The organism is Bacillus sp. B1(2022) (genome assembly GCF_040259625.1).
Lineage (GTDB): Bacteria > Bacillota > Bacilli > Bacillales > Bacillaceae > Bacillus > Bacillus velezensis.
Map to the genome: position 1 here is coordinate 106429 of NZ_JANIFO010000006.1, position 22092 is coordinate 128520.

Here is a 22092-nt window from a genome sequence, read left to right on the forward strand (position 1 = left end):
AGCTTTGATAAAGGGGTTGAACTTCATGGGTAAATCACAGGACCAGCCTAAAGGAAATCTCGCTTGGTGGCAGCTCTCCTTAATCGGCGTCGGCTGCACAATCGGGACGGGCTTTTTTCTCGGGTCCAGCATCGCTATTGTCAAAAGCGGATATTCCGCGCTGATCTCATTTCTTATTGCCGGGCTTGGCACCTATTTTGTCTTTGAGCAGCTCGCGAAGCTTTCGGCCAAACAGCCCGAAAAGGGGTCTTTTTGCGCTTATGCGAGAAAGGCTTTCGGCACTTGGGCCGGTTTCAGCAACGGATGGGTGTACTGGTCGTCCGAGATGCTGATCACTGGAAGCCAGCTGACAGCGATCTCGCTGTTTACGAAGCATTGGTTTCCGAATGTGCCGCTGTGGATTTTCGCCTCCATCTATGCGGTGCTCGGTCTTTTGATTATATTTACGGGGCTGTCCGTTTTTCAAAAAACGGAAAATGTGCTCGCTGTTGTCAAGACGGCGGCGATTTTTATGTTTATCGTGATCGCCATATTGGCGCTGTGCGGTATATTTTCTCATAAACCGGATGTGCAGGTGCCGAACGAATCAAAGGATTTGTTCCCGCACGGAGCGATGGGGTTATGGACGGGATTGATTTATGCGTTTTACGCCTTCGGAGGAATTGAAGTCTTGGGGCTGATGACCGTGCATTTGAAAAAGCCGGAGGAAGCCTCAAAATCAGGCCGGCTGATGCTTGCCGTTCTTGCGGTGATTTACGTCATTTCTCTCGGCCTGGCGCTGCTGTTAGTGCCGCTGGGCAAATTCACCGAACAGGACAGCCCGTTTATTACATCGCTGAAGGGTTTTCATTTAGATATCATTCTTGATATTTTTAACGGGATTTTTATTATTGCGGGATTTTCCACGCTCGTCGCCTCGCTGTTTGCCGTGACGACATTGCTTTGTACGATGGCAGATGACGGAGATGCGCCGAAATGCTTCAGATTAAAGGAAAACAAAAAAATCTGCTGGCCTGCGCTCGGATTGACGTTTGCCGGACTCATCGTCTCCATCATCCTGTCATTGGTGCTGCCGAAAAATATATATGAACACATGACAACCGCGGCGGGCCTGATGCTTCTTTATACGTGGCTGTTCATTTTGTTCTCGGGCAAGAAACTGCTCGAAACGACAAAGATGGGAACCGTACAGATTGTTATCGCCCTTGTGCTGATTGTCGCGGCCGTCTCCGGGACGCTGTTTGAGAAATCGAGCCGGCCCGGTTTTCTGGTCAGCCTTTGTTTTCTCGCCGTCATTGCGATCGTGACATGGATCGTACAAAAAAAGCAGGGACACAGCCCTGCCGGATCATAGCTTATTTCGTCGGTTTAAACAGCCTCTTTAAATAAGAAAAGGGACACTTTGACACTTCCGTCTCATCATCACGGAGGAAATATTGCTTCCATTCTAAATTGTCTTTTCCTCCGTACCACCCCAATCGGGGATGAAGAGGGGCTTCGTCATATGCCTCTAAACGTTTTCTGATCAGCCGGCTCATGTTTCGTCCGAACGCGGTTGAATCGTTTAATCCTTCGAAAACCCATCTCGGCTGAAACGCCAGCATAAAAAACGGGAAGCTTCTGCTTTGTCTCGCTTCATGCGCAGGCGTCGCGCACAGAATAAAATACGGCTCGCCGTCAAAGCAGAACTCCCATTTATAATGTTCAGGGTCTTCCGGCATGTCTTCCGGCCAGTCTTTCGGGTCGCAGCCGCTCAGCCGGTTTAAAAAAGACCAGAACAGCTCTTCATACGCCTCAACGGAATAATGCTCAGCTAAATCCTCAGGCGTATCAAAAATCACAAGCAGCGACGCGTATCTTCCGGTATTCCTTGAGATCTTTCCGTACTCGGACAGCAGCATCCCCACTTCCTCCGGGGTTCCCTCTTCGCGGGGATCACCCGCAAAGGATATCCGGAGCTGATCTGTCAAAAATCCCTGACGTCCCGGAATGCACGGAAACGTATCCGCTTTATCACCTATTGTTTCTGATAGAAGCTCAAAAGCGACTCTCTGCCAATTTGGCAGATCCAACAACTTTTCCTCAAGGCAACTTTTTGTGTACAGCTCGCTTGCCATCAGCCCACCTCCAGTATCGTCATGATACGTTATGATGAAGATAGGCGATGGGTGACTCTTCTATTTATGAGATGAGCATTTGAATCCCCTGCCATCCGAAATAAAATCCGAAAACGATCAAAGACACACCCGCCGCTCCCGTCAGCCAGCGAAGCGCTGTTTCATGAAGAAGATTTCTGAAAGTGCTCGCAGCGACCGCCATGCAAAAATCCCAGATCAAAATGCCGAGAAGAATGCCGGAGCTGTAAATCAAAAGCTGATTTGCATCGAAGGATTCAGCGGTTTTGGCGAGAATGCTGCCGTATATGCCGAGCCAGAATAAAATGCTCAGCGGATTGGAAAGAGAAATAAAAAATCCCGCGCCGAATGTTTTGTAAAAAGCCGGTTTTCCTTTTCCGCTTCTGACATTCATGGCTTCCCTTATATTTTTTAACGTTTCGACTCCCGTATAGGTCAGCACGAAAAAACCGAAGAGCCACAAAAACGTTTTTACAAAAGGAGCGGTCAAAAATTGAGACAGCCCGAAATAGATCAGAATCATATACAGCCCGTCCGCGGCCATGGCGCCAAGACCGAAAATCCATGCATGCCAAAAGCCGTTTTTGATGCCTTTGTCAATTTGCGCCGCATTGACCGGTCCGACAGGTGCTGACAATGACAGCCCGAGAACGATGTAGCTTAAAAAGATGTTCATTGGCTTCCCCCTCATTCATGCAACTTGTACAAGTTATTCATGAATGGGCCGTGCTATGATATATTATTTTAATTTCTCAAGCTCGTCTTCCATCATGTCCGTCGCTTTTCCTAAAAAATCGAATATCAGCCGCAGTTCTTCTTCTTTATATTGCCGGCAAAGGCTGATCGTGGACTGGGATAAGGAGCTGAACAATTGCTTCACATTCGCCTTTCCGGCTGTCAGCGGCACGATAATCACCCGACGTTTGTCTTCGGGGTCTTTTTTCCTCATGACATATCCCGCTTTTTCGAGCCGGTCAATGAGCGCCGTTACCGAACCTGTGCTGAGACCGGTTTTTTTCCCAAGCTCGCCTGCGGTCATCGGGCCTGCTTCATTTAAGATATCAGCTGATTTTAAATCGGTCGGAAACAGACCGAGAGATTGAGCGGCCGCCTGATGAAAAAGGATCGTCCTTGTGGCCATCTTTCGGAATAACTGTATCGCGGTTTCCTCCGTCTCGCTTCTGGTATTTCTTGTTGACAACTGACAGGCCTCCCTATAAAATCAATTTATCTTGACGATCAAGATAATTTTCGGCAAATCTAATATGATCATAGCAAATTTAATGATCAAAAGTAAGTATGGGAGGAAAAAGCATGGAACAAACAGCCGCGAAGGACGCCTCGACGAAGTTTGTCGTCATCGGTCTTTTGCTGGGCATTTTAATGTCGGCTATGGATAATACAATCGTTGCCACTGCGATGGGAAATATCGTGGCGGACCTCGGAAGTTTCGATAAGTTCGCGTGGGTGACAGCATCATACATGGTAGCCGTTATGGCCGGTATGCCGATTTACGGAAAACTGTCCGATATGTACGGACGGAAACGCTTCTTTTTATTCGGTCTTATTCTTTTCTTAATCGGATCTGCATTATGCGGAATCGCCCAAACAATGGATCAGCTCATTATTTACCGCGTCATTCAGGGAATCGGCGGAGGCGCGCTGATGCCGATCGCCTTCACGATCATTTTTGATTTATTTCCGCCGGAAAAACGCGGAAAAATGTCGGGCATGTTCGGTGCCGTTTTCGGCCTGTCCAGCGTTCTCGGGCCGCTTTTAGGCGCGCTCATTACCGACTCCATCAGCTGGCACTGGGTGTTTTACATCAACGTGCCGATCGGTATTTTATCATTGTTTTTCATTCTTCGTTATTATAAAGAATCCCTTGAACACAAGAAGCAGAAAATCGACTGGGCCGGCGCAATCACGCTGGTGGTTTCCATTGTCGGTCTGATGTTCGCTCTTGAGCTCGGCGGAAAAACGTATGATTGGAACTCCGTGCAGATCATCGGTCTGTTCGCTGTGTTCGCCGTGTTCTTTATCGCCTTTTTTATTGTGGAAAGAAAAGCGGAAGAACCGATTATCTCATTTTGGATGTTTAAAAACCGTTTATTTGCTACGGCACAGATTCTGGCGTTCCTTTACGGAGCCACGTTCGTCATTTTAGCGGTGTTTATCCCGATCTTCGTTCAGGCTGTGTACGGAAGCACCGCGACAAGCGCGGGCTTTATTTTGACGCCGATGATGATCGGTTCTGTTATCGGAAGTATGATCGGCGGAATTTTCCAGACAAAAGTGCGGTTCCGCACTTTAATGCTGATTTCCGTGGTCGCTTTCTTTATCGGAATGCTGCTGCTTTCCAATATGACACCGGATACGGCGCGTACGATGCTGACGGTATTCATGCTGATCTCCGGATTCGGCGTCGGCTTCAACTTCTCACTGCTGCCGGCTGCGTCCATGAACGATCTGGAGCCGCGTTACCGCGGAAGCGCCAACTCAACAAACTCGTTTTTGAGATCATTCGGTATGACGCTCGGTGTGACGATTTTCGGAACCATCCAGACGAATGTGTTTACCAACAAGCTCACAGATTCATTCAGCGGCATGAAAGGAGCGGGCGGCGCGATGCAGAACATCGGAAATCCGCAGGAGATTTTCCAGGCCGGCACGCGCGCTCATATTCCGCCGCACATTCTGGATCGCATTATTGACGCCATGTCGCAAAGCATCACATATGTATTTACGCTTGCGCTGACGCCGATCGCCATTGCGGCCGTTACCATTTTGTTTATGGGAAAAGCGAGAGTAAAAACCTCTCAGGAAATGGCGAAAAAAGCGAATTAAAAAAAGCAGTACATGGCGTTTGTCATGTACTGCTTTTTTGTTTACTCTGCGAAATGCGGAGCGAGAATATCTTTCAGCACATTTGCGCTGCGGCTGAATTGAGCCTGTTCTGTTTCATTCAGCTCAAGTTCCGTCACACCTGCAATGCCGTTCCGATTGACGACGGCCGGAACGCCGATAAAGACGTCGTTTACACCGTATTGGCCGTCCAGATATGTGCTGACGGTTAAAATGCTGTTTTCATTACGCAAAATCGCTTTTGTGATGCGGGCGAGGCTCATCGCCACTCCGTAATATGTCGCGCCTTTTTTCTCGATAATATGGTAGGCCGCGTTTTTCACATCGTCAACGATCTGATCCAGCTCGTCCTGCTTGTAAGCTGCATGTTTCTCCAGCAATTGCTGCACCGGCACTCCGCCGATATTGGCGTGACTCCATACAGGAAGCTCGGTATCGCCGTGCTCGCCGATAATGTGGGCGTGTACGTTTTGCGGAGCGGCTCCGAAGTATTCACTCAGCATATAACGGAATCGCGCAGAATCCAGTGTCGTGCCGCTGCCGATGACGCGTTCTTTCGGCAGCCCGCTGAATGTCCATGTCGCATAAGTGAGAATGTCGACCGGGTTTGTGGCAACGAGGAAGATGCCGTCAAATCCGCTTGCCATTACTTCACCGACAATGCTTTTAAAAATGGCGAGATTTTTTTCGACCAGCTCAAGTCTCGTTTCGCCCGGTTTTTGATTGGCCCCTGCACAGATGCACACGATATCGGCATCCTTGCAATCCTCATATGTGCCGTAAGACGTTTTGACCGGATGAGGCGCAAATGCCTTTCCGTGATTTAAATCCATGACATCTCCCATGGCTTTTTCTCTATTTACATCAATGATCACAAGCTCATCTGTGATCCCTTGGTTAATTAACGCAAATGCATAACTGCTTCCAACAAAACCTGCTCCGATTAATGCTACTTTGTTCACTCGTTCGTTCATCATGTATGCTCATCCTCCAGTGTTTCGTGGTGTCTGTTTTATCTTGTGAAGTATTTCACATTTATATTGTGCAATACTTCACAAACTTTTGCAAGAGAAAAGTTTGATTTTTGGACAAAAAAATATCGGTGATGGTTTCCGGATTGTTGACAACATCCTAAAACGGAACCGTTTTAGGATGCTGTCATCTTTTCAGCGTGATTGAAGACGCGCTGTTCCTTTCCCAGAAGCGGGGGTTTGCCGGCACGATGATGTGATGATGGCCCTATCCATTAATGCGGAAGATAACCGTTTAAACCGGAGTTGTTATACAAACCATTCTGCACATAATCAAAGCCGGGCTGGTTCTGTCCGGGCACTTGGGCGCTGCCATTGTTAAAAATCACTTTGGCGTTGGCCGTATCCGCATTCTCAGGCAGCGTCAGCGTGTACATTCCATCTGCATTCTTAGTCATGGCTTTCCCCGGCCACGATCCGGTTAATTCTATGGCCCTGCCTCCATCATGTTTGTAAATATAAGCATTTACCTGGCCCCAATGGTCCGGATTTTGATAGCCAATGATGTTGGTTTGGGACGGGTCTTTTTTAACAAACTTGTATTCTTGGGTCCTCGCTGCACCCTCGCCGTTCGTTCCGGTTAATTTGATGTTGTATGTCGTGCCGATTGGATCTCCTTTCCCGATCGTTAGTCGGTCTCCATCCTTAAATGCTGTCTGCTGCCCATTATTGATTTGGTAAACGGCTTTTGTTGTTTTCGCATTTGCACGCAGGGTGACCGTCAGCTGATCATTGAAAGAATGGACTGCCCCCGTTTGGTAATTCTCAAGAAAGACATGAGGCGCATTTCCAATATCATCAGGATAAAGAACAGCCGCCGATCTGGCATTGATCGTACCTGTCAGTTTGCCGTTCGCTACTTGAAATGAACCGGCGCCGGCCCTATTATCATACCTGCCGTCAGGTAATTTCGCTGAAGTATTGATGGTGACAGAAGACGATCCCGCATTTGCCAGCACAACGCCTTTTGAGCCGCGCTGATTCATAAAGATTTGGTTGTTCCCATTCGGATTCGAGAGTTCCTCAGGCTGCCCGGCCATTACATTGTGAAATGTATTGACCGCAGTGATCGCCTGATCTTTAAATAAGGCGCTCCCGCGATCTCCTATTTGACTTTTTCCGGGAAATCTTACACCATTTCCTCCGCCCTCAGGTCTGGAAAAGAAAAGAGGCGTGCTTCCTGAGCGGGAACCAATCACTGCCCAGCCTAAACGAATATCGTCATCACTCATCCATGTGGACTCTTCATCATCATTGGCATACGTATCATGTGATTCCACCCATGTGACTAACTTGTCCGCAGACACGTCAGATGCATAATGGGAGATATTCGACACACTCAGATTACGGTTCTTTAAAGCGGATCTGATGGAATGCCCGTAGTTAGAAGCCGTCACATTCATATAATTCGCATAAGCTGTATCTCTGGACGCGCTGTCTTGCAGGATTTCTCCGTATTGGAACTCCGCCGATGTATTTGTGATATTCGGCCAAAATTGGCTGCCGTAATTCCCATCATCCGGAAGCTCTATATGCTTGGCGGCATCATAGCGGAACCCGTCTGCTCCGTCATTCAATGCTCTTTCCAAGAAACGTTTCAGATATGCCTGCACCTCAGTATTCTGTGTATTCCAATCATACAGCCCAAGCAATGAATTTTGAGTGACGTCCCATCGATCCGACCAATTTTTAATTTGTGTGTTTCCATGGGTCCAGTTTGGAATACGCTTAATCTCGTCAGAAATCGCGCCATAATCGCTGGTAGTATGATTGATAACCGCATCGACAATGACTTTTACGCCATATTTTTCCGCGGCTGCACACATGTCCTTAAATTCTTGTTCAGTGCCTAAGTAACGGTTGCCGATTTGGTACGATGTCGGCTGATACAGCCAGTACCAGTTCCTCATGCTTTTATCTCCTTGGTTCCCTTCCTTTACTTGGTTAATCGGAGACGTCTGAATGGCTGCATAGCCCGCATCACGAATATCTTTCATATTTTGTGTTAACGTATTGAACGACCAATTCCATGCATGGAGGATGGTCCCGTTTTTGACCGATGACGCGGTCACCTTATTCGATTTGTTTGCAGTTTCAGCGTTTGCAGCCGCCGGGCCTGACAAAACCAAATGAAACAGCAATAAAAATCCGGCGAATAACGGCAGTAAAGAGGTTTTGAATCGTTTTTCAAACATTTTTGACACTCCTTATTTGATTTTTGAAGACTGACTGCGGAGTCAAAAATTCCTCTTACTCTTTCTTCAGCTCCTTTCAACTGTTGTGAAGACTGGAGAATTCTGTCAACGCTTACATTTCAACTTATCACACACTCTCTATCAAAGCAACGTGGCAGAGTGAATTCAAATCTATATTCCTATCAATTAAAAAGACTTCCCGCTTTCGAACAAAAAAAGAAACCACCTGTCAAGATGATTTCTTTTTTATTTCTTTTATCGCTCTTCTGTAAGACAGCTTCACAATGACATACCGAAGCAGAAACAGAATGCCTCCGCAGACGATAAAAAGAAAGATCATTTTCAGCCAAGCAAAGAATGTATGGGGAAACCCCCTGTCGTACATCGTAATCGCCGCTACCGCAAAAGTGACCGCAATTGAATCTATCCGCTGCTGCTTCACCCGCTTTTGCAGTTCTTCTTTGGTGTCTATTCTCGGCATGAGCATTCCCGACGCTCCCGCCCTGATGCAATAATAAACAATTATAATGAAGAAAACCGCCAAGCTACCGGCCCATTCCCTAAACGGACAGTTCAGAACAAGTCCGCGTACGATGATGTCAAGCAAAGACAGTGTGCCCACAAGCATTCCGACTTCTGACCAAATCATTCGTTCTTTCTCTTTCACACTCTCACTCTTTCCATTCACGTTTGAAAGTCCGTTCCGACGCTGATTCATGACTTCCTCCCGTACTATTAAGAATGGCTTACAACTCCCATTATATCTTGCCGATTCATAATGATAAACCGAAATATCATTGACAAAAATGTTAATAAGGACCCCAATTGATCAGGACGCCTATGCAGATAAACACGAGACCGATGACAAACCAAATCAGCGCCAGCGGAATCATGAAGCGAAGCCACTTTACGTACGGAATGCCGCTGGCAGCAAGTACGGCCATCAGCACGCCGGAAGTCGGATTGACACAGTTTACGACGCCTTCTCCGAGCATGACCGCTTCAACCGCGACCTGTCTCGTGATGCCCATCAGATCGGCAAGCGGCGCCAAGATCGGAATAAATACGACCGCCTCCCCTGAGCCCGATGAAATCAGAAAATGAAGCAGGGCGCTGGAAATATACATTCCGATGGCGCCTGCCATCGGGCTGAAACCGTGCAGCAGTGACGCTAGTCCATTGACTACCGTATCAAGCAGCTTTCCATGTTCCAGGATAACGGAAATGCTTCTCGCCATTCCGACGATCAGCGCACCGTAAACGAGCCCCTGACAGCCTGTAATAAACGTTTTTGCGATATCATTTGCCGCCATTCCCGCAATCAGGCCTGACACGATTGAGATAAAAATGAACACGGCGGCCATCTCTGAATCAGACCAGCCAAGAGTAAGCGCGCCGTATAAAAAGCCGGCAAGCGACAAAGCCGCAACAGCCAGAATCAATTTATGGCGGACGGTAAACGGGACATGCTTGTCCTCCGGCTCAGAAACCTGCGGGAGTGAACCTGCCGCCGGAAACCAATCGTTCCCCAGCAGACTGGCGTCCTTTGCTTTTCTGAGTTTTCTCGTATACCGATAAATATATAAAATAGATGATAACAGAAAACAAATGTAGACGGCAATCCGCAGGCCGATACCGGAAAACAGCGGCAGCTCCGCGATGCTTTGTGATAACCCGAGCGGTGAAGGTGATAAAATCGTCGCGTTAAACCCGGCATAGCAGCCGATATAAATGACGGCCGCTCCGGCCACGGCGTCCCATTTCAGCGAGCGGGCGACGATCAGGCCGATCGGAATAAAACCGATCACGGAATTAACGACGATGCCGGTTGTGCCGAGGATCGAAAATAGAGATCCGACAATCGCAATAAACAGCAGCTGTTTTGTGCGGAACGTACTGATGACATTACTGATCAATCCATTGATGGCGCCCGTTTTCTCCAAAATCGCAATGGTGCCGCCCGTAAACAGGATTAAAAAAATAATCGGCGCAGAACTTGTCATCCCTTCCTGAATCGCGGTAAAAAAAGCGATCGGGCTGACAGGAGACTGGTCTAAAGAATGATAGCTTCCCGGGACGGCGGACGTCACACTGCCCTTTGTCACCCTGTCAAATTCCCCCGCGGGAACGATGTACGACGCTATCGCGCATAGTAAAGCGACAATGAACAGCAGCACATAAGCATCAGGCATCACAAACAATTTCTTCTTTTTCAATACAGGTTCGGCCTTCGGCACAGCCATAACATCACCATCCCGCTTTAAATTTATAAACTATTCAGAAAATACAGATATGTGCTATATTATATACAGACCGATTGCCTGTTTTCAATATCAAAAATAAAAAACAGACAGCTTTTGAAGGAGGACTTACGGCATGAACAGACTCACAGCGCATGAAAAGCAAGTCATTATGGATATTTTTGACCACCTGCACGCCAATCCCGAAGTAAGCTGGAAAGAATATCAAACAACTGAATATCTGACTGAAAAACTGAAAGAGGCCGGCTGCCGAACCCGCACGTTTGATGATTGTACCGGTGTTGTCGGCGAAATCGGAGAAGGCTCGCCCGTTGTGGCTGTCCGGGCGGATATTGACGCGCTGTGGCAGGAAGTGGACGGTGTCTTTCAGGCGAACCATTCATGCGGACATGATTCACATATGACGATGGCGCTCGGCACGATGATGCTTTTAAAGAGTCAGCCGAAACTTCCGAAGGGCACCATCCGCTTTATTTTTCAGCCGGCTGAAGAAAAAGGCGGCGGAGCGCTGAAAATGATTGAAAAAGGCGTACTGGATGATGTTGACTTCTTATACGGCGTGCACGTGCGCCCCGTACAGGAAACGGCAAACGGCCGATGCGCACCGTCCATTCTGCATGGCTCAAGCCAGCATATAGAAGGCCTGATTATCGGAGAAGAAGCCCACGGCGCGAGACCGCATCTCGGCCTTAACAGTATCGAAATCGCCGCTCTTCTCGTCCAAAAACTCAGCTTCATTCATCTTGATCCCGGCATCCCGCATTCCGTGAAGATGACAAAGCTTCAGGCAGGCGGTGAGAGTTCCAATATCATTCCGGGAAAAGCATCGTTCAGCCTTGATCTCCGCGCACAAACCAATGCCGCCATGGAGAAATTAACCGCCGAAACCGAAAGAGCCTGTGAGGCGGCGGCTGCCGCATTCGGCGCAAAAATCGAACTGCAAAAAGAACACAGCCTCCCGGCAGCCGAGCGAAACAAAGAGGCGGAAGCCATCATGGCATCTGCGATAAGCGGCATTCTCGGAGAAGAACATGTGGATGAACCTCTTGTGACAACCGGAGGAGAGGATTTTCATTTTTACGGGTTAAAGGTGCCGAACTTAAAAACGACGATGCTCGGCCTAGGATGCGGTCTGGAGCCGGGGCTTCACCATCCCCAAATGACATTTGACCGAAGCGCCATCTTTACTGGCGTTGAGATATTAACGGCTGCCGTCCTCAAATCGTTTGAAGCATAAAAAAAGCAGCCCGTTACAGGGCTGCTTTTCTTCGTTATTTCTTCAAATCTTCAATTGAATTGACGTTTTTCATATACTGAGGAACGACCAGACCCATCTTGACGCCTGTCAGACTCGTTCCTACATCTTCATATTTGCCTTTATATTTAGACGCATATGCCTTATGGGTATTCGGAAGCCAAGCAGACAATGACGCATCCGCGCTGCCTGTCGCAATAGCAGTCCACATCGGTCCCGCCTCCACTTGCGTCAGCTTCACGTCATAGCCGAGGTCTTGAAATACTTTTCCGATTACATTCGTACTTGCGATTTCACTGTCCCACGCCACATAAGCCAGGTTGATTTTATCCCCTTTAACTTTATGGGCGCCTTTTGTCCATTGAGCCACTTGGTCTTTGTGTTTTTTCACATATTCAGCTGCGGCTTTGGCCGGCTTTTCGCCTTCCTCAACGGCAATCATGACTTCTCCCATATCGTCCTGCGTCCATTTGAACTGGCTGAGAACTTTGGCCGCGTTAGGCTGTTCCTTACTGAAGCCGGTTCTTGTAATTGTATGAATCTGCTCGGCAGTTCCGTACGTTTTTTTCGGATCATCAAGGAACTTCAGCTTGTATCTGGAGAACATCCAGTGCGGCGTCCAGCCCGTTACGATGATCGGCTTTTTCCGGTCATATGATTTCTTCAATGTCGCCGTCATGGCAGCACTTGACGCCGTGACGACATTCCAGTCTTTCAATCCGTAATCCTTCACGGCCTCATCCGTCAGGGCCATGATCCCCGATCCCGGATCAATACCGATAATGGTTTTGTTCACCTGGTCCGCAGCCGTTGCCTTACCATCAGTCTGCGAACCGCAGGCAGCCAAAGAAAGAGCCAGCGCAGCGGTAACGCCGACACCGATGATTTTCTTAAGCATCAGGCATTCCCCCTGCTCTTCTTCTTCACTTTAATGTTTTGCGTGATACGGTCGAGTGTAATCGCTACGATGACGATCGCGATACCCGCTTCCACTCCGACACCGGTTTTCAACTGTGTCACGGCGCTGTATACTTCAGAACCGAGGCCCGGCGCACCGACCATGGCCGCGATAACGACCATTGATAAAGCAAGCATGATGCTTTGGTTAATACCGGCAAGAATTGTTTTTGTGGCAAGCGGAAGCTGTACCTTGAACAGACGCTGAGACGTCGTTGAACCGAATGCTTCCGTAGCTTCGATCAAATCAGCCGGAACTTGTTTAATACCGAGAACCGTCATGCGGATCGTCGGAGGCATTGCGAAAATAACAGATGCCACGACGCCTGGCACAACCCCGATATTAAAGAAGAAAATCGCAGGCAGCAGGTACACGAAAGCCGGCATGGTCTGCATTAAATCCAGAATCGGTGTAACAATGCGGCGGACCGTTTCTTTCTGAGACGCCCATATGCCGATCGGAACCCCGATAATAATGGAAATCAAAACAGATGTGACGACAAGCGCCAACGTTTGCAGCATCGGCGACCAATAGCCCAAATAATCAATAACAAGGAATCCGATTAACGTAAAGAGTGCAATTCCTCTCGTACTGATCCACCAAGCGAGAGCTGCAAAAATAACAGTCAATAAAATAGACGGGATGAAACCCAAACCGCTCACAATCGCGTTTACGAAAGCGGCCAAACCGTTTGAGATTCCGTCAAAGAAACCTCCGAACGTCATGGTAAGCCAGTCAACAAACCGGTCAACGATATCTGCTAACGGAATTCTAGGCAATCTGTCCATTTACTTCACCCCCTGAACAGAAGAATCCTGAGCTTGTTCAGCAGAATCTTCAACATTTATATAATCGTTATTTCCTGAAAGCGCGCCGATTAATGCGCCTTTTACGACAATGCCTTTCATGCGGTCCTTATCGTCCGTGACGGCGATCGGAATATTCGCATCAGACACGACATCGAAAATTTCCGTCAAGTATGTGCTTTCGTGCACAGTCGTAAATTCAGTATTTAAAATATCCTGAAGCGATAAGTCGGATTCCACCGCTTTTTTCGCATCCGCCGCGTGAATGACGCCGAGAAGCTGTTTCTGTTTATCAACGGCGTAAATAGAAGAAATACCGAGATTCTTCATGAGCTGCAGCGCTACACGAGGCCCTTTGTCAATCCGCACGGTTTCAGCGCGCTTCATGATGTGGCCCGCTGTCAGAACTTTGGATAAATCAACGTCCTCAACGAATTTCTCAACGTATTCATTGGACGGGCTCATCAGAATTTCTTCAGGCGTCCCGATCTGAACGATGTTACCGTCTTTCATCAGCACGATTCTGTCGCCGATGCGCAATGCTTCATCAAGATCATGCGTGATGAAGATGATCGTCTTGCCGACAGAGTCATGAAGGTCTAAAAGCTCATCCTGCATGTCTTTGCGGATCAGCGGATCAAGCGCACTGAAAGCTTCATCCATCAGAAGAATGTCAGGATCATTCGTCAATGCGCGGGCAAGTCCGACACGCTGCTGCATTCCTCCGCTGAGCTGATCTGGGAATTGGTGTTCAAAGCCTTCAAGACCGACAAGTTTAAGCGAATCAAGCGCTTTTTGCTCACGCTCTTTTTTGTCGACGCCTTGAAGCTCCAGGCCGTATTCCGTATTTTCAAGAATCGTTCTGTGCGGAAACAGTGCAAATTTTTGAAAGACCATGCTGATTTTTTTCCGGCGCACTTCCCGGAGCTGGTCTTTTGACATATTTGTTATCATGTCACCATCAATATAAATATTCCCGGCAGTCGGTTCAATAAGCCGGTTTAACAGCCGAACTAAAGTTGATTTACCGCTCCCCGATAGACCCATGATGACAAATATCTCCCCATCATATACATCAAAGTTTGCTTGATTGACACCAACGGTTGATCCGGTTGCTTTCAGGATCTCTTTTTTGTTTTTTCCGCTGGACAGCATCTGAATGGCTTTTTTTGTCTGTTTTCCGAAAACCTTAGATACATTTTCGACTTTTATCTTAATTGGTTTCTCATCCAAATTCATATTTTCCCTCCATAATAAGCAATCTTTAATACCGTAACACGTTTGTAATAAGTCAAACAAACATCATAATCCCTTTTTATTTTGTATCATTACTTTAAAAACATCCCTGTGTCTTATTTTCCTCTGGTATGCTTCTAAATACTCTCTAATCCTCCTTATTGAGGATAAATTATAAAGGAAACCGGGCTTTTATCAGGCTTGAGAACGTTTCCACCGAATGTGCTGCAAACTGACTTCCTATCCTTTTTTTACAAAAACAAGAATTTTTTCGCGACATTGTCCTGAAAAAAGAAGTTTTCCCCTCCTAAAAATAAGGAATATTAAGGAAAAATATAGGTCTGTCAACAGACCGCTCACTAAAAAAAGCACCCCAAAAGGGTGCTCATTGCGCAAGCTCTGTCTGTTTCGTTTCTTTTCCGAGAATAATAATGGTGATGACGGCAATCAGGATGGCCGCACAAAAGACGGCGAAAATCACTGTAAACGAAACGTTCCGGGCTGCAAGCGATCCGACGAGAAGCGGACCGAAAATGCCGCCGATTCTGCCGACGGCCGCCGTTGTGCCGGAACCGGTCGCACGGATCGCCGCAGGATACTGCTCCGGTGTATAGGCGTAAAGCACGCCCCATGCGCCGAGATTGAAGAAGGACAGCAGCATGCCCGCTGTGAGCAGCATGGCCAATGAATCCGCGGCACCGAAGAAATAAGCGCTGCCCGCCGTTCCGAGCAAATAGATGACTAAGATGGTCTTCCGCCCCGCTTTTTCGATCAGCCACGCCGCAGAGAAATATCCGGGAAGCTGGGCAAGTGTCATCAGAAGGACGTATTCGAAGCTCTCAATCATGCTGTAGCCTTTCATCAGCATCACGCTCGGCAGCCATAAAAACATGCCGTAATATGAAAAGACGACGCAGAACCAAACGACAGACAGCAGCACCGTCGGCCGGATATACGGTTTCGTCCAGACACTTCCCGCCTGCCCGCGTATGCTTTTTTTCTGCGGCAATGCCTGATGCGCCGGTGATTCCGGAAGGCTTCTCCGCAAGTACAGCGCATAAAATGCGGCCAGCGCCGTTAAGAGCAGCGCGGCCTGCCAGCCGAATGACGGTATGACAAAGTAGGAAATCACCGCCGCAAGAAGCCAGCCCGCGGCCCAAAAGCTCTCAAGCAGCACGATGATCCGTCCCCGCTTTTCGGGAGCGGACGCTTCTGACACGAGCGTTGAGGCGACAGGCAGTTCCCCGCCAAGCCCCATTCCGATCAGAAAACGCAATATGAGAAAAACCGTCAATCCCGTTGCGAAAGCGGATATGCCGCTTCCGACAGAAAAGAATAACAGCGTGATCATAAACACTTTTTTCCGGCCGATCCTGTCGGCCAGCATTCCGAATACAAAGGCGCCCGCTGCCATACCGATGGAATTGACGCTTCCGATCCATTTCATTTGATCGGGTGTTAAATTCCAATCAGTGTGAAGCGCGGCGATAATAAACGATAAAATTCCGACATCCATCGCATCAAACAGCCAGCCCATTCCGGCAATCGCCAGAAGTTTTCGCGGAGTGACGGCAGGTTGTTTGTTCATAAGCAGCACCTCAAATCGAAAATGATTACCGTATAAGTTTACACCTGTCTTTACACATTGTCATTATCTTTTTCGAAAAAAATCCCGCTTGCCGTAAGCAAGCGGGGTGTGTTAATTCTTTAAGACTGCGTTTTTAATATTATCCTGAAGCTGTTGAATCCGTTTCGCGCCGTCTTCTCTGATACGTCTGTTCTCTTCTTCGATCTGTTTCGTTTCCTGCATACCGCTGACAATCGTATTCCAAGACGTTTCAATCGTCTCAATGTCAATACTCGGACGGCCTGCCATACGGGCAATTTCCACGCTTTGGTTTGAAATATTTTCAGCGTTTCGCTTCAGCATTTCATTCGTGCGGCGGTCCAGCTCGCTCATTGAATCAGCCACAAGCTTTTGCCGTTTGACTGTGACAGCCTGAATGATGCCGTTTTTGAAAATCGGAATCGTAATGACGAAAGCGGAATTGATTTTCCCGATGAGCTTCGTATTTCCGCGCTGAAGGAGGCGGATCTGCGGCGCCGTTTGCAGCGCTACCATCCGCGCCATATCTAAATCATAGACACGTTCCTCAAGCGCCTGAAGCCCGTCACGCAGCGTATCAAGCTGCATTTGCGCAAGCTGGTTTCCGCCGGCCGCTTTTTCTTCATAAGAAGGAATGAGCGCCTGCATTTCCTCAAGCTTCATCTGCCCGGCAACGACATACTTTTCAAGCTCCATGTAGTAGTTAATGTTGTTTTCATACATCTCTTCCAGCGTATGGTTCGTCTTTGCCATTTCATCTTTGTATTTTGAAATTTCGACGTGGATTTTTTCAATTTCTCCGCCCAGGGTGCGGTACTTTTGAAAAATCTTTTCAATCATGCTGTTGCCGCGTTTGAACATTTTAGCGAGAAATCCTTTTGGTTCATCGAAATCATTTTTGTCAAAACGGTCCATGATTTTTCCGAGCTGCGTCAGCATTGTGCCTGAATCCGTGACACTTGTTGTTTTCATCATATTTAAGATGCGGTCGGAGAACTTCGAGATTTCAACTGCCGGTTCTTTTCCGTACTCAAGCAGCTCCATTTGGTTTTTCACGTCAATCTGCTGTGAAATGCGCTGCACCTCAGGGTCTTGGCGCAGCTGCACCCTGATGTCATCTGCTTTTTGTTCAGAAATCTCTTCATTTTTATCAAGAACAAGCGGATTTTGATTTTCTGTCATGTTTATTTACTCTCCCTGCTTTTGCGTAATGGTTCTAAACAGCTTTCTTACGAGTGACGGCTCCTTATATTCCTGCCGAAATACCATGTCCTCCAGCCAATGGACATCAAATTGGCTTTCTTCAATATAATGCTCAATGTCTTGATGCCCCGGCGGATTATACAAGATGATATCGACGCCGAATTTATTTAAAAACAACAGAGCGGCGGCGTCAGAACGTGTGAGTTCGCCATTTTGTTCCGTATGATATAAAACGAGTTTCGGAACGGTTTGGGCGTAATCAAACGTCTGAATCAATTGCAGCAGCGAAGCGGGCAGGTTCGTCGCCTGGCGGAACAAATAGATTGCGGCATCCCTTGCCTGCTCCCCGGGCAAAGCCTTCAGCCCTGGGTTTCTGCACATGTCAGAAATCACATTGGCGATGGCGTTCTGCACGCCTGACGGGAGATGCTTGTACTGCCAGATGTTGCTTCTTTTCAGCCTGTCCGCGTCAATCGCTCCTTCTTCGTTCAAAACCTGACTGTAGTGATACTGGTAGTTGGCTTTCAGCTCTTCCGTAAACGGAAAACTGCGGATCATGTGTGTCTCCTGATAGTCTGCGGCGGTATGGAGTCTATTCCAATATTCTTTCGTATCTTTGGAAACCCCCATCACTTTCGCAAAAAGGTTCGGAACGGCCACCCGCTCCCTGTCCGCTTTAAATTGCGGCCGGATAAACGCCCGCTCCTTCGCAATGAGAAATAACTCATCATACGTCGTTTTTAATGTCACGGACTGCGGGGTATGATCCCTGAACTGCCAAGGCTTATACATCATAGATTCCTCATGGTTCAGCACATGCTCAATTTCTTTCGTTGACCGGTAGGCCGTCGTGGACGTTCTGTCCGGCTTTTCTTTCGGGAATGGCTCAAGGCCGCCTGTTGCGGGGAGCTTTATCACAAAGCTGAGTTCCTCATCCGGATCAATCAAGCTGAACGGATCTTCCGCAGCCGGATGAAACAATAGGACGTCACAGCCGATCAGCATGAGATAATAGAGAAAATAGAGCTGGCTTTTGGTAGCGTCTCCATACCACACCACCCTCGGCATCTCACGCTCTATATCGGCTTGTTCGAGCCATGGATTCAGGTGGTTCAGCGAAAACTTTGACACATCCAAGAGCACACGCCTGAAATCGGGATGATTCAGCCCGTTTTCATGCCGGTCCGCAAAGGTTTCCAAAAGCGTCATAAACGCGGTTCTCAGCCGGCGGTGCATAAGCGGATCAGCGTGTTTGGCAAGCAGCCTGCCCCCATCGAGAAACGCGACAAATCTGGAAACCGAAAGCCCTTTCTCTTTTTGATTGACCGAATGGATGTGCTGGAGCGCCTGAAACGTTTCAGGCGCGATGGTCTTATCCAGCGTCTCGCTTAACACATGGATGTTTTCATGAGAAGACAGCTCGAAAAGCTTATTGTAATACTCCGTCTCATCATAAGGAGTGCCCAAAATCCGGACGGCAAGCCGGGTAAACGCCAGCCCGTTTTCCCGCTCGTAACCGGGACGTTCCGGCAGCGGCCGCAGCAGAAACGTTTCCCAGTCATCGTTTTCCGGCTCTGCCTTTCGGATCACCAATTCTTCCTGCCTCATCATTTTCCTCCTTTCTCTTCATGATCGGTACAAAAAAGGAAGGAAATGAACTCTCCCTCCTTTTTTGTTTTATTCTTCTTTAGATGCAGCCGTTTGCTCCTGAACCTGCTTTTGTTTGTTGAAATAGTGGATAATAAACGTTACCACAAACGCAGCGATGATGATTCCGAAGAACACCACGTGCGGCATTTCATAATCAAAGGCGCTCGCCGCCATTTTCACGGCGATAATCCCGATCAGCACAAAAGCCGTATTTTCAAGCTCAGGGATTTTATCAATTAAAACAAGGAATACTTTTGCGACTGTACGCATCATGAGAATGCCAAGCATACCGCCGATCAAGAGCACCCACACTTTTTCCGATACCGCAAACGCGGCCAGGATGCTGTCAACAGAGAAGGCCAAATCCATTAACTCAACTGAAACGACAGTGGCCCAGAAAATTCCGAACGTACGGACCATCCATGAATTTTTCTTCATGCCTTCCGTATCGTCATCACCTTCTCCGATCCAGAAATGCTTAATGACGAGCCAAGCCAGGTACAGCGCGCCAAGCACTTTAATCCACCAGAACTTAATGAGCAGCATTCCGATCCCGATAAAGATAAAACGGAAAATATATGCCCCGAACAATCCGTATGTTAATGCTTTCTTCCGCTGTTTTTCAGGCAGATGCCTTACCATCACCGCAAGCACTAACGCATTGTCGGCCGACAGCAGCCCTTCCAGCAGAACCAAGGAACCGATCAGCCCCCATGATACAGGGTCAGTCAGCACCTCACCCCACATTTTCCAATCAAAAAAGGAAGCGTAGGTCGACATAATATGATGTAGAAAATCCAAGTTTTTTCCTCCTATTTAGTAAAACGGTAATTTCCTGCTTACACCTGCAAGCCGTAATTCCGGCAAAGTGATGCCAGACCGCCGGAAAACCCGCTGCCGATGGCGTTAAACTTCCACTCAGCCCCATGTCGGTAAAGCTCACAAACGACAACCGCCGTTTCAATCGAGAAGTCTTCTCCTAAATCGAAACGAAGCAGTTCATTCTGGCTGTTTTCATCGACGACGCGCACGAACGCGTTCGAAACTTGTCCGAAATTTTGGCCGCGCGCTTCCGCATCATGAATCGTGACGGTGATGCCGATCTTTTCAATATTTGCGGGTATTTTTGAGAAGTCGACGATAATTTGTTCATCGTCTCCCTCGCCCTCGCCCGTCCGGTTGTCTCCCGTATGGATGACGCCCCCGCTTGGGTGTTCCAGGTTATTGTAGAAAACAAAATCAAGATCATTTACACAGTTGTCATGGGCATCGACAAGAAAAGCCGACGCGTCAAGGTCAAAGTCATGCCCTCCGGAGTACTTGTTCGTATCCCAGCCTAAACCGATCACCGCTTTTGTAAGGCCGGGGTTCGTTTTTGTCAGATCAACACGCTGTCCTTTCGCCAATTGAATAGCCATGTGCCGTCTCTCCCTTCTGTGTTTGATATGGTTCAGCCGATTTGCAGGCCGTAATCTGTCGCAATACGGGCCAGTCCGCCTTGGTAGCCTGAGCCGATCGCGGAAAATTTCCATTCGCCGTTATGTCTGTAAAGCTCCCCTGCGATAATGGCTGTTTCAATTGAGAAATCTTCAGCCAGATCGTAGCGGATCAGCTCTTCATTTGTTTCTTCATTGACAATGCGCACGAACGCGTTGGAAACTTGTCCGAAGTTTTGGCCGCGCGCTTCCGCTTCATGAATCGTGATGACGAATGAAATTTTGTCAATAGCCGCGGGCACCGCGCTCAGGTTGACTCTTACGCTTTCGTCATCGCCTTCGCCCTGGCCTGTCAGGTTGTCGCCTGAATGTGCGACAGAGCCGTTTCCGCCTTCAAGCTGATTATAGAAAATGAAATCATCAGGCGACGCGCATTTTCCTGCTTCATTTAATAGAAAGACGCTGGAATCTAAATCAAAATCATGTCCGCCGTCGTATTTGTTTGTATCCCAGCCAAGGCCGACAACGACTTTAGAAAGACCCGGATTTGTTTTAGTCAAATCTACTTTTTGTCCTTTTGCCAATGAAATTGCCATGTGTGCACTCTCCTTTTTTTCGTTTAGGCGTATCGGTTAACGATATCGCCGATTTTCGTATCGTTTGTGCCTTCACCTATCGCAGCGAATTTCCACTCGCCGTCCTCGCGGTAGATTTCAGCCGCGATCAGGCTCGTTCTGCCTGAATAGTTATCTCTTAAATTGTAAGTCACCAGTTCTTCGCGGTTAGCCTGATCAACGACGCGGATAAACGCGTTTTGAATCATGCCGAAGTCCTGTTTTCGTCTGACGCAGTCGTAAATATTGACGACAAACACAAGTTTATTAATCTGAGCGGGGACTTTCGCCAAATCGACGAGAATTTGTTCATCATCGCCGTCGCCTTCTCCCGTCAGGTTGTCACCCGTGTGTACGACACCGCCGCATCGGCTTTTCAGATTGCCGAAATAGATGACGTTTTTACTGTCTGTCATTTTATCATTTTCAAGCATCAGTACGGAAGCGTCACAGTCGATATTGGCACCGCCTCCGCCGAACAGCTTTCCGAAAAAGCCCCCGGATGATACAGGGTCCCAGCCGAGTCCGACCAGCAGTTTTGACAGACCGGCTTTTCCTTTTGTTAAATCAATCCGCTGTCCTTTTTGTAAAGAGATCGCCATATGATTCACTCCTATTCTGTAAGGGTGCCGCTAAGCACGCCGCAAGTGCGCATTTTTACTAAATTCCGGGACAAGAATCCCGGTGTTTATTAAGATATACGTCTTTTATTATATCAAAGTTTCATAAAACATAAGAATTTTTGGCGAAAAACGGCGAAAAATTACTTCCTATATTCTCCTTCTTTCCGGAGAGAATAGAGAAAACAAAGAAATTGACGAAGACTGAACATTTTTCCTAT

20 protein-coding genes are annotated in these 22092 nt (G+C 47.9%); 3 read left to right on the forward strand and 17 right to left on the reverse strand.

Annotated elements, in window-relative coordinates:
• Window positions 1-25: 25 nt before the first annotated feature.
• Entirely contained in the window at window positions 26-1354 is a 1329-nt protein-coding gene (locus tag NQS30_RS12380) for an amino acid permease (protein ID WP_007409059.1), read from the forward strand.
• A 1-nt stretch (window position 1355) separates the two neighbouring features.
• Here NQS30_RS12380 and NQS30_RS12385 read toward each other — a convergent pair whose 3' ends face one another.
• From NQS30_RS12385 to NQS30_RS12395, 3 genes are all read right to left on the reverse strand, one after another.
• Complete coding sequence (locus NQS30_RS12385; RefSeq protein ID WP_011996294.1) at window positions 1356-2117, reverse strand: YqcI/YcgG family protein; 762 nt, start codon at window positions 2115-2117, stop codon at window positions 1356-1358.
• 64 nt (window positions 2118-2181) lie between these two features.
• A complete protein-coding gene (locus NQS30_RS12390) occupies window positions 2182-2811 on the reverse strand; it encodes a LysE family translocator (protein WP_003156625.1) in 630 nt (209 codons plus the stop codon).
• A 63-nt stretch (window positions 2812-2874) separates the two neighbouring features.
• A complete protein-coding gene (locus NQS30_RS12395; protein WP_003156626.1) occupies window positions 2875-3336 on the reverse strand; it encodes a MarR family transcriptional regulator in 462 nt (153 codons plus the stop codon).
• A 113-nt stretch (window positions 3337-3449) separates the two neighbouring features.
• Here NQS30_RS12395 and NQS30_RS12400 point away from each other — a divergent pair, with 113 nt between their 5' ends.
• Window positions 3450-4982, forward strand: coding sequence for an MDR family MFS transporter (locus tag NQS30_RS12400; protein ID WP_218791477.1), 1533 nt, complete (start codon window positions 3450-3452; stop codon window positions 4980-4982).
• Between the two features lie 41 nt (window positions 4983-5023).
• Here NQS30_RS12400 and NQS30_RS12405 read toward each other — a convergent pair whose 3' ends face one another.
• The 4 genes from NQS30_RS12405 to NQS30_RS12420 form a co-directional block, all read right to left on the reverse strand.
• The gene (locus NQS30_RS12405) at window positions 5024-5977 is read right to left on the reverse strand and encodes an L-lactate dehydrogenase (protein ID WP_011996292.1); all 954 of its coding nucleotides are present in this window, start codon (window positions 5975-5977) and stop codon (window positions 5024-5026) included.
• 269 nt (window positions 5978-6246) lie between these two features.
• Entirely contained in the window at window positions 6247-8226 is a 1980-nt protein-coding gene (gene amyE / locus NQS30_RS12410; RefSeq protein WP_124692602.1) for an alpha-amylase, read from the reverse strand.
• A 229-nt stretch (window positions 8227-8455) separates the two neighbouring features.
• Window positions 8456-8944, reverse strand: coding sequence for a DUF6773 family protein (locus NQS30_RS12415; RefSeq protein ID WP_007409054.1), 489 nt, complete (start codon window positions 8942-8944; stop codon window positions 8456-8458).
• Between the two features lie 91 nt (window positions 8945-9035).
• Complete coding sequence (locus NQS30_RS12420; protein WP_007609251.1) at window positions 9036-10469, reverse strand: YfcC family protein; 1434 nt, start codon at window positions 10467-10469, stop codon at window positions 9036-9038.
• Between the two features lie 133 nt (window positions 10470-10602).
• Here NQS30_RS12420 and NQS30_RS12425 point away from each other — a divergent pair, with 133 nt between their 5' ends.
• On the forward strand, window positions 10603-11724 hold the full coding sequence (locus NQS30_RS12425; RefSeq protein ID WP_043021497.1) for a M20 peptidase aminoacylase family protein: 1122 nt from the start codon (window positions 10603-10605) through the stop codon (window positions 11722-11724).
• A gap of 34 nt (window positions 11725-11758) precedes the next feature.
• Here NQS30_RS12425 and NQS30_RS12430 read toward each other — a convergent pair whose 3' ends face one another.
• From NQS30_RS12430 to NQS30_RS12475, 10 genes are all read right to left on the reverse strand, one after another.
• A complete protein-coding gene (locus tag NQS30_RS12430; RefSeq protein WP_007409051.1) occupies window positions 11759-12640 on the reverse strand; it encodes a glycine betaine ABC transporter substrate-binding protein in 882 nt (293 codons plus the stop codon).
• Entirely contained in the window at window positions 12640-13488 is an 849-nt protein-coding gene (gene opuAB / locus NQS30_RS12435) for a glycine/proline betaine ABC transporter permease subunit OpuAB (RefSeq protein ID WP_003156639.1), read from the reverse strand. Before opuAB ends, NQS30_RS12430 begins: the two co-directional genes overlap by 1 nt.
• Window positions 13489-14745, reverse strand: a complete 1257-nt coding sequence (gene opuAA / locus NQS30_RS12440) for a glycine/proline betaine ABC transporter ATP-binding protein OpuAA (protein ID WP_003156640.1) — start codon at window positions 14743-14745, stop codon at window positions 13489-13491.
• A 382-nt stretch (window positions 14746-15127) separates the two neighbouring features.
• A complete protein-coding gene (locus NQS30_RS12445) occupies window positions 15128-16330 on the reverse strand; it encodes an MFS transporter (RefSeq protein WP_025284192.1) in 1203 nt (400 codons plus the stop codon).
• 111 nt (window positions 16331-16441) lie between these two features.
• A complete protein-coding gene (locus NQS30_RS12450) occupies window positions 16442-17530 on the reverse strand; it encodes a toxic anion resistance protein (protein ID WP_007609246.1) in 1089 nt (362 codons plus the stop codon).
• 6 nt (window positions 17531-17536) lie between these two features.
• Window positions 17537-19159: a YceG family protein gene (locus NQS30_RS12455; protein ID WP_218791476.1), complete on the reverse strand. Its 1623-nt coding sequence runs from the start codon at window positions 19157-19159 to the stop codon at window positions 17537-17539.
• A 69-nt stretch (window positions 19160-19228) separates the two neighbouring features.
• Entirely contained in the window at window positions 19229-20002 is a 774-nt protein-coding gene (locus tag NQS30_RS12460; protein ID WP_003156644.1) for a TerC family protein, read from the reverse strand.
• Window positions 20003-20040: 38 nt separating this feature from the next.
• Window positions 20041-20619, reverse strand: coding sequence for a TerD family protein (locus tag NQS30_RS12465; protein ID WP_003156645.1), 579 nt, complete (start codon window positions 20617-20619; stop codon window positions 20041-20043).
• 32 nt (window positions 20620-20651) lie between these two features.
• Entirely contained in the window at window positions 20652-21233 is a 582-nt protein-coding gene (locus NQS30_RS12470) for a TerD family protein (RefSeq protein ID WP_007409047.1), read from the reverse strand.
• Between the two features lie 23 nt (window positions 21234-21256).
• A complete protein-coding gene (locus tag NQS30_RS12475; RefSeq protein WP_043021499.1) occupies window positions 21257-21853 on the reverse strand; it encodes a TerD family protein in 597 nt (198 codons plus the stop codon).
• Between the last annotated feature and the right edge of the window lie 239 nt (window positions 21854-22092).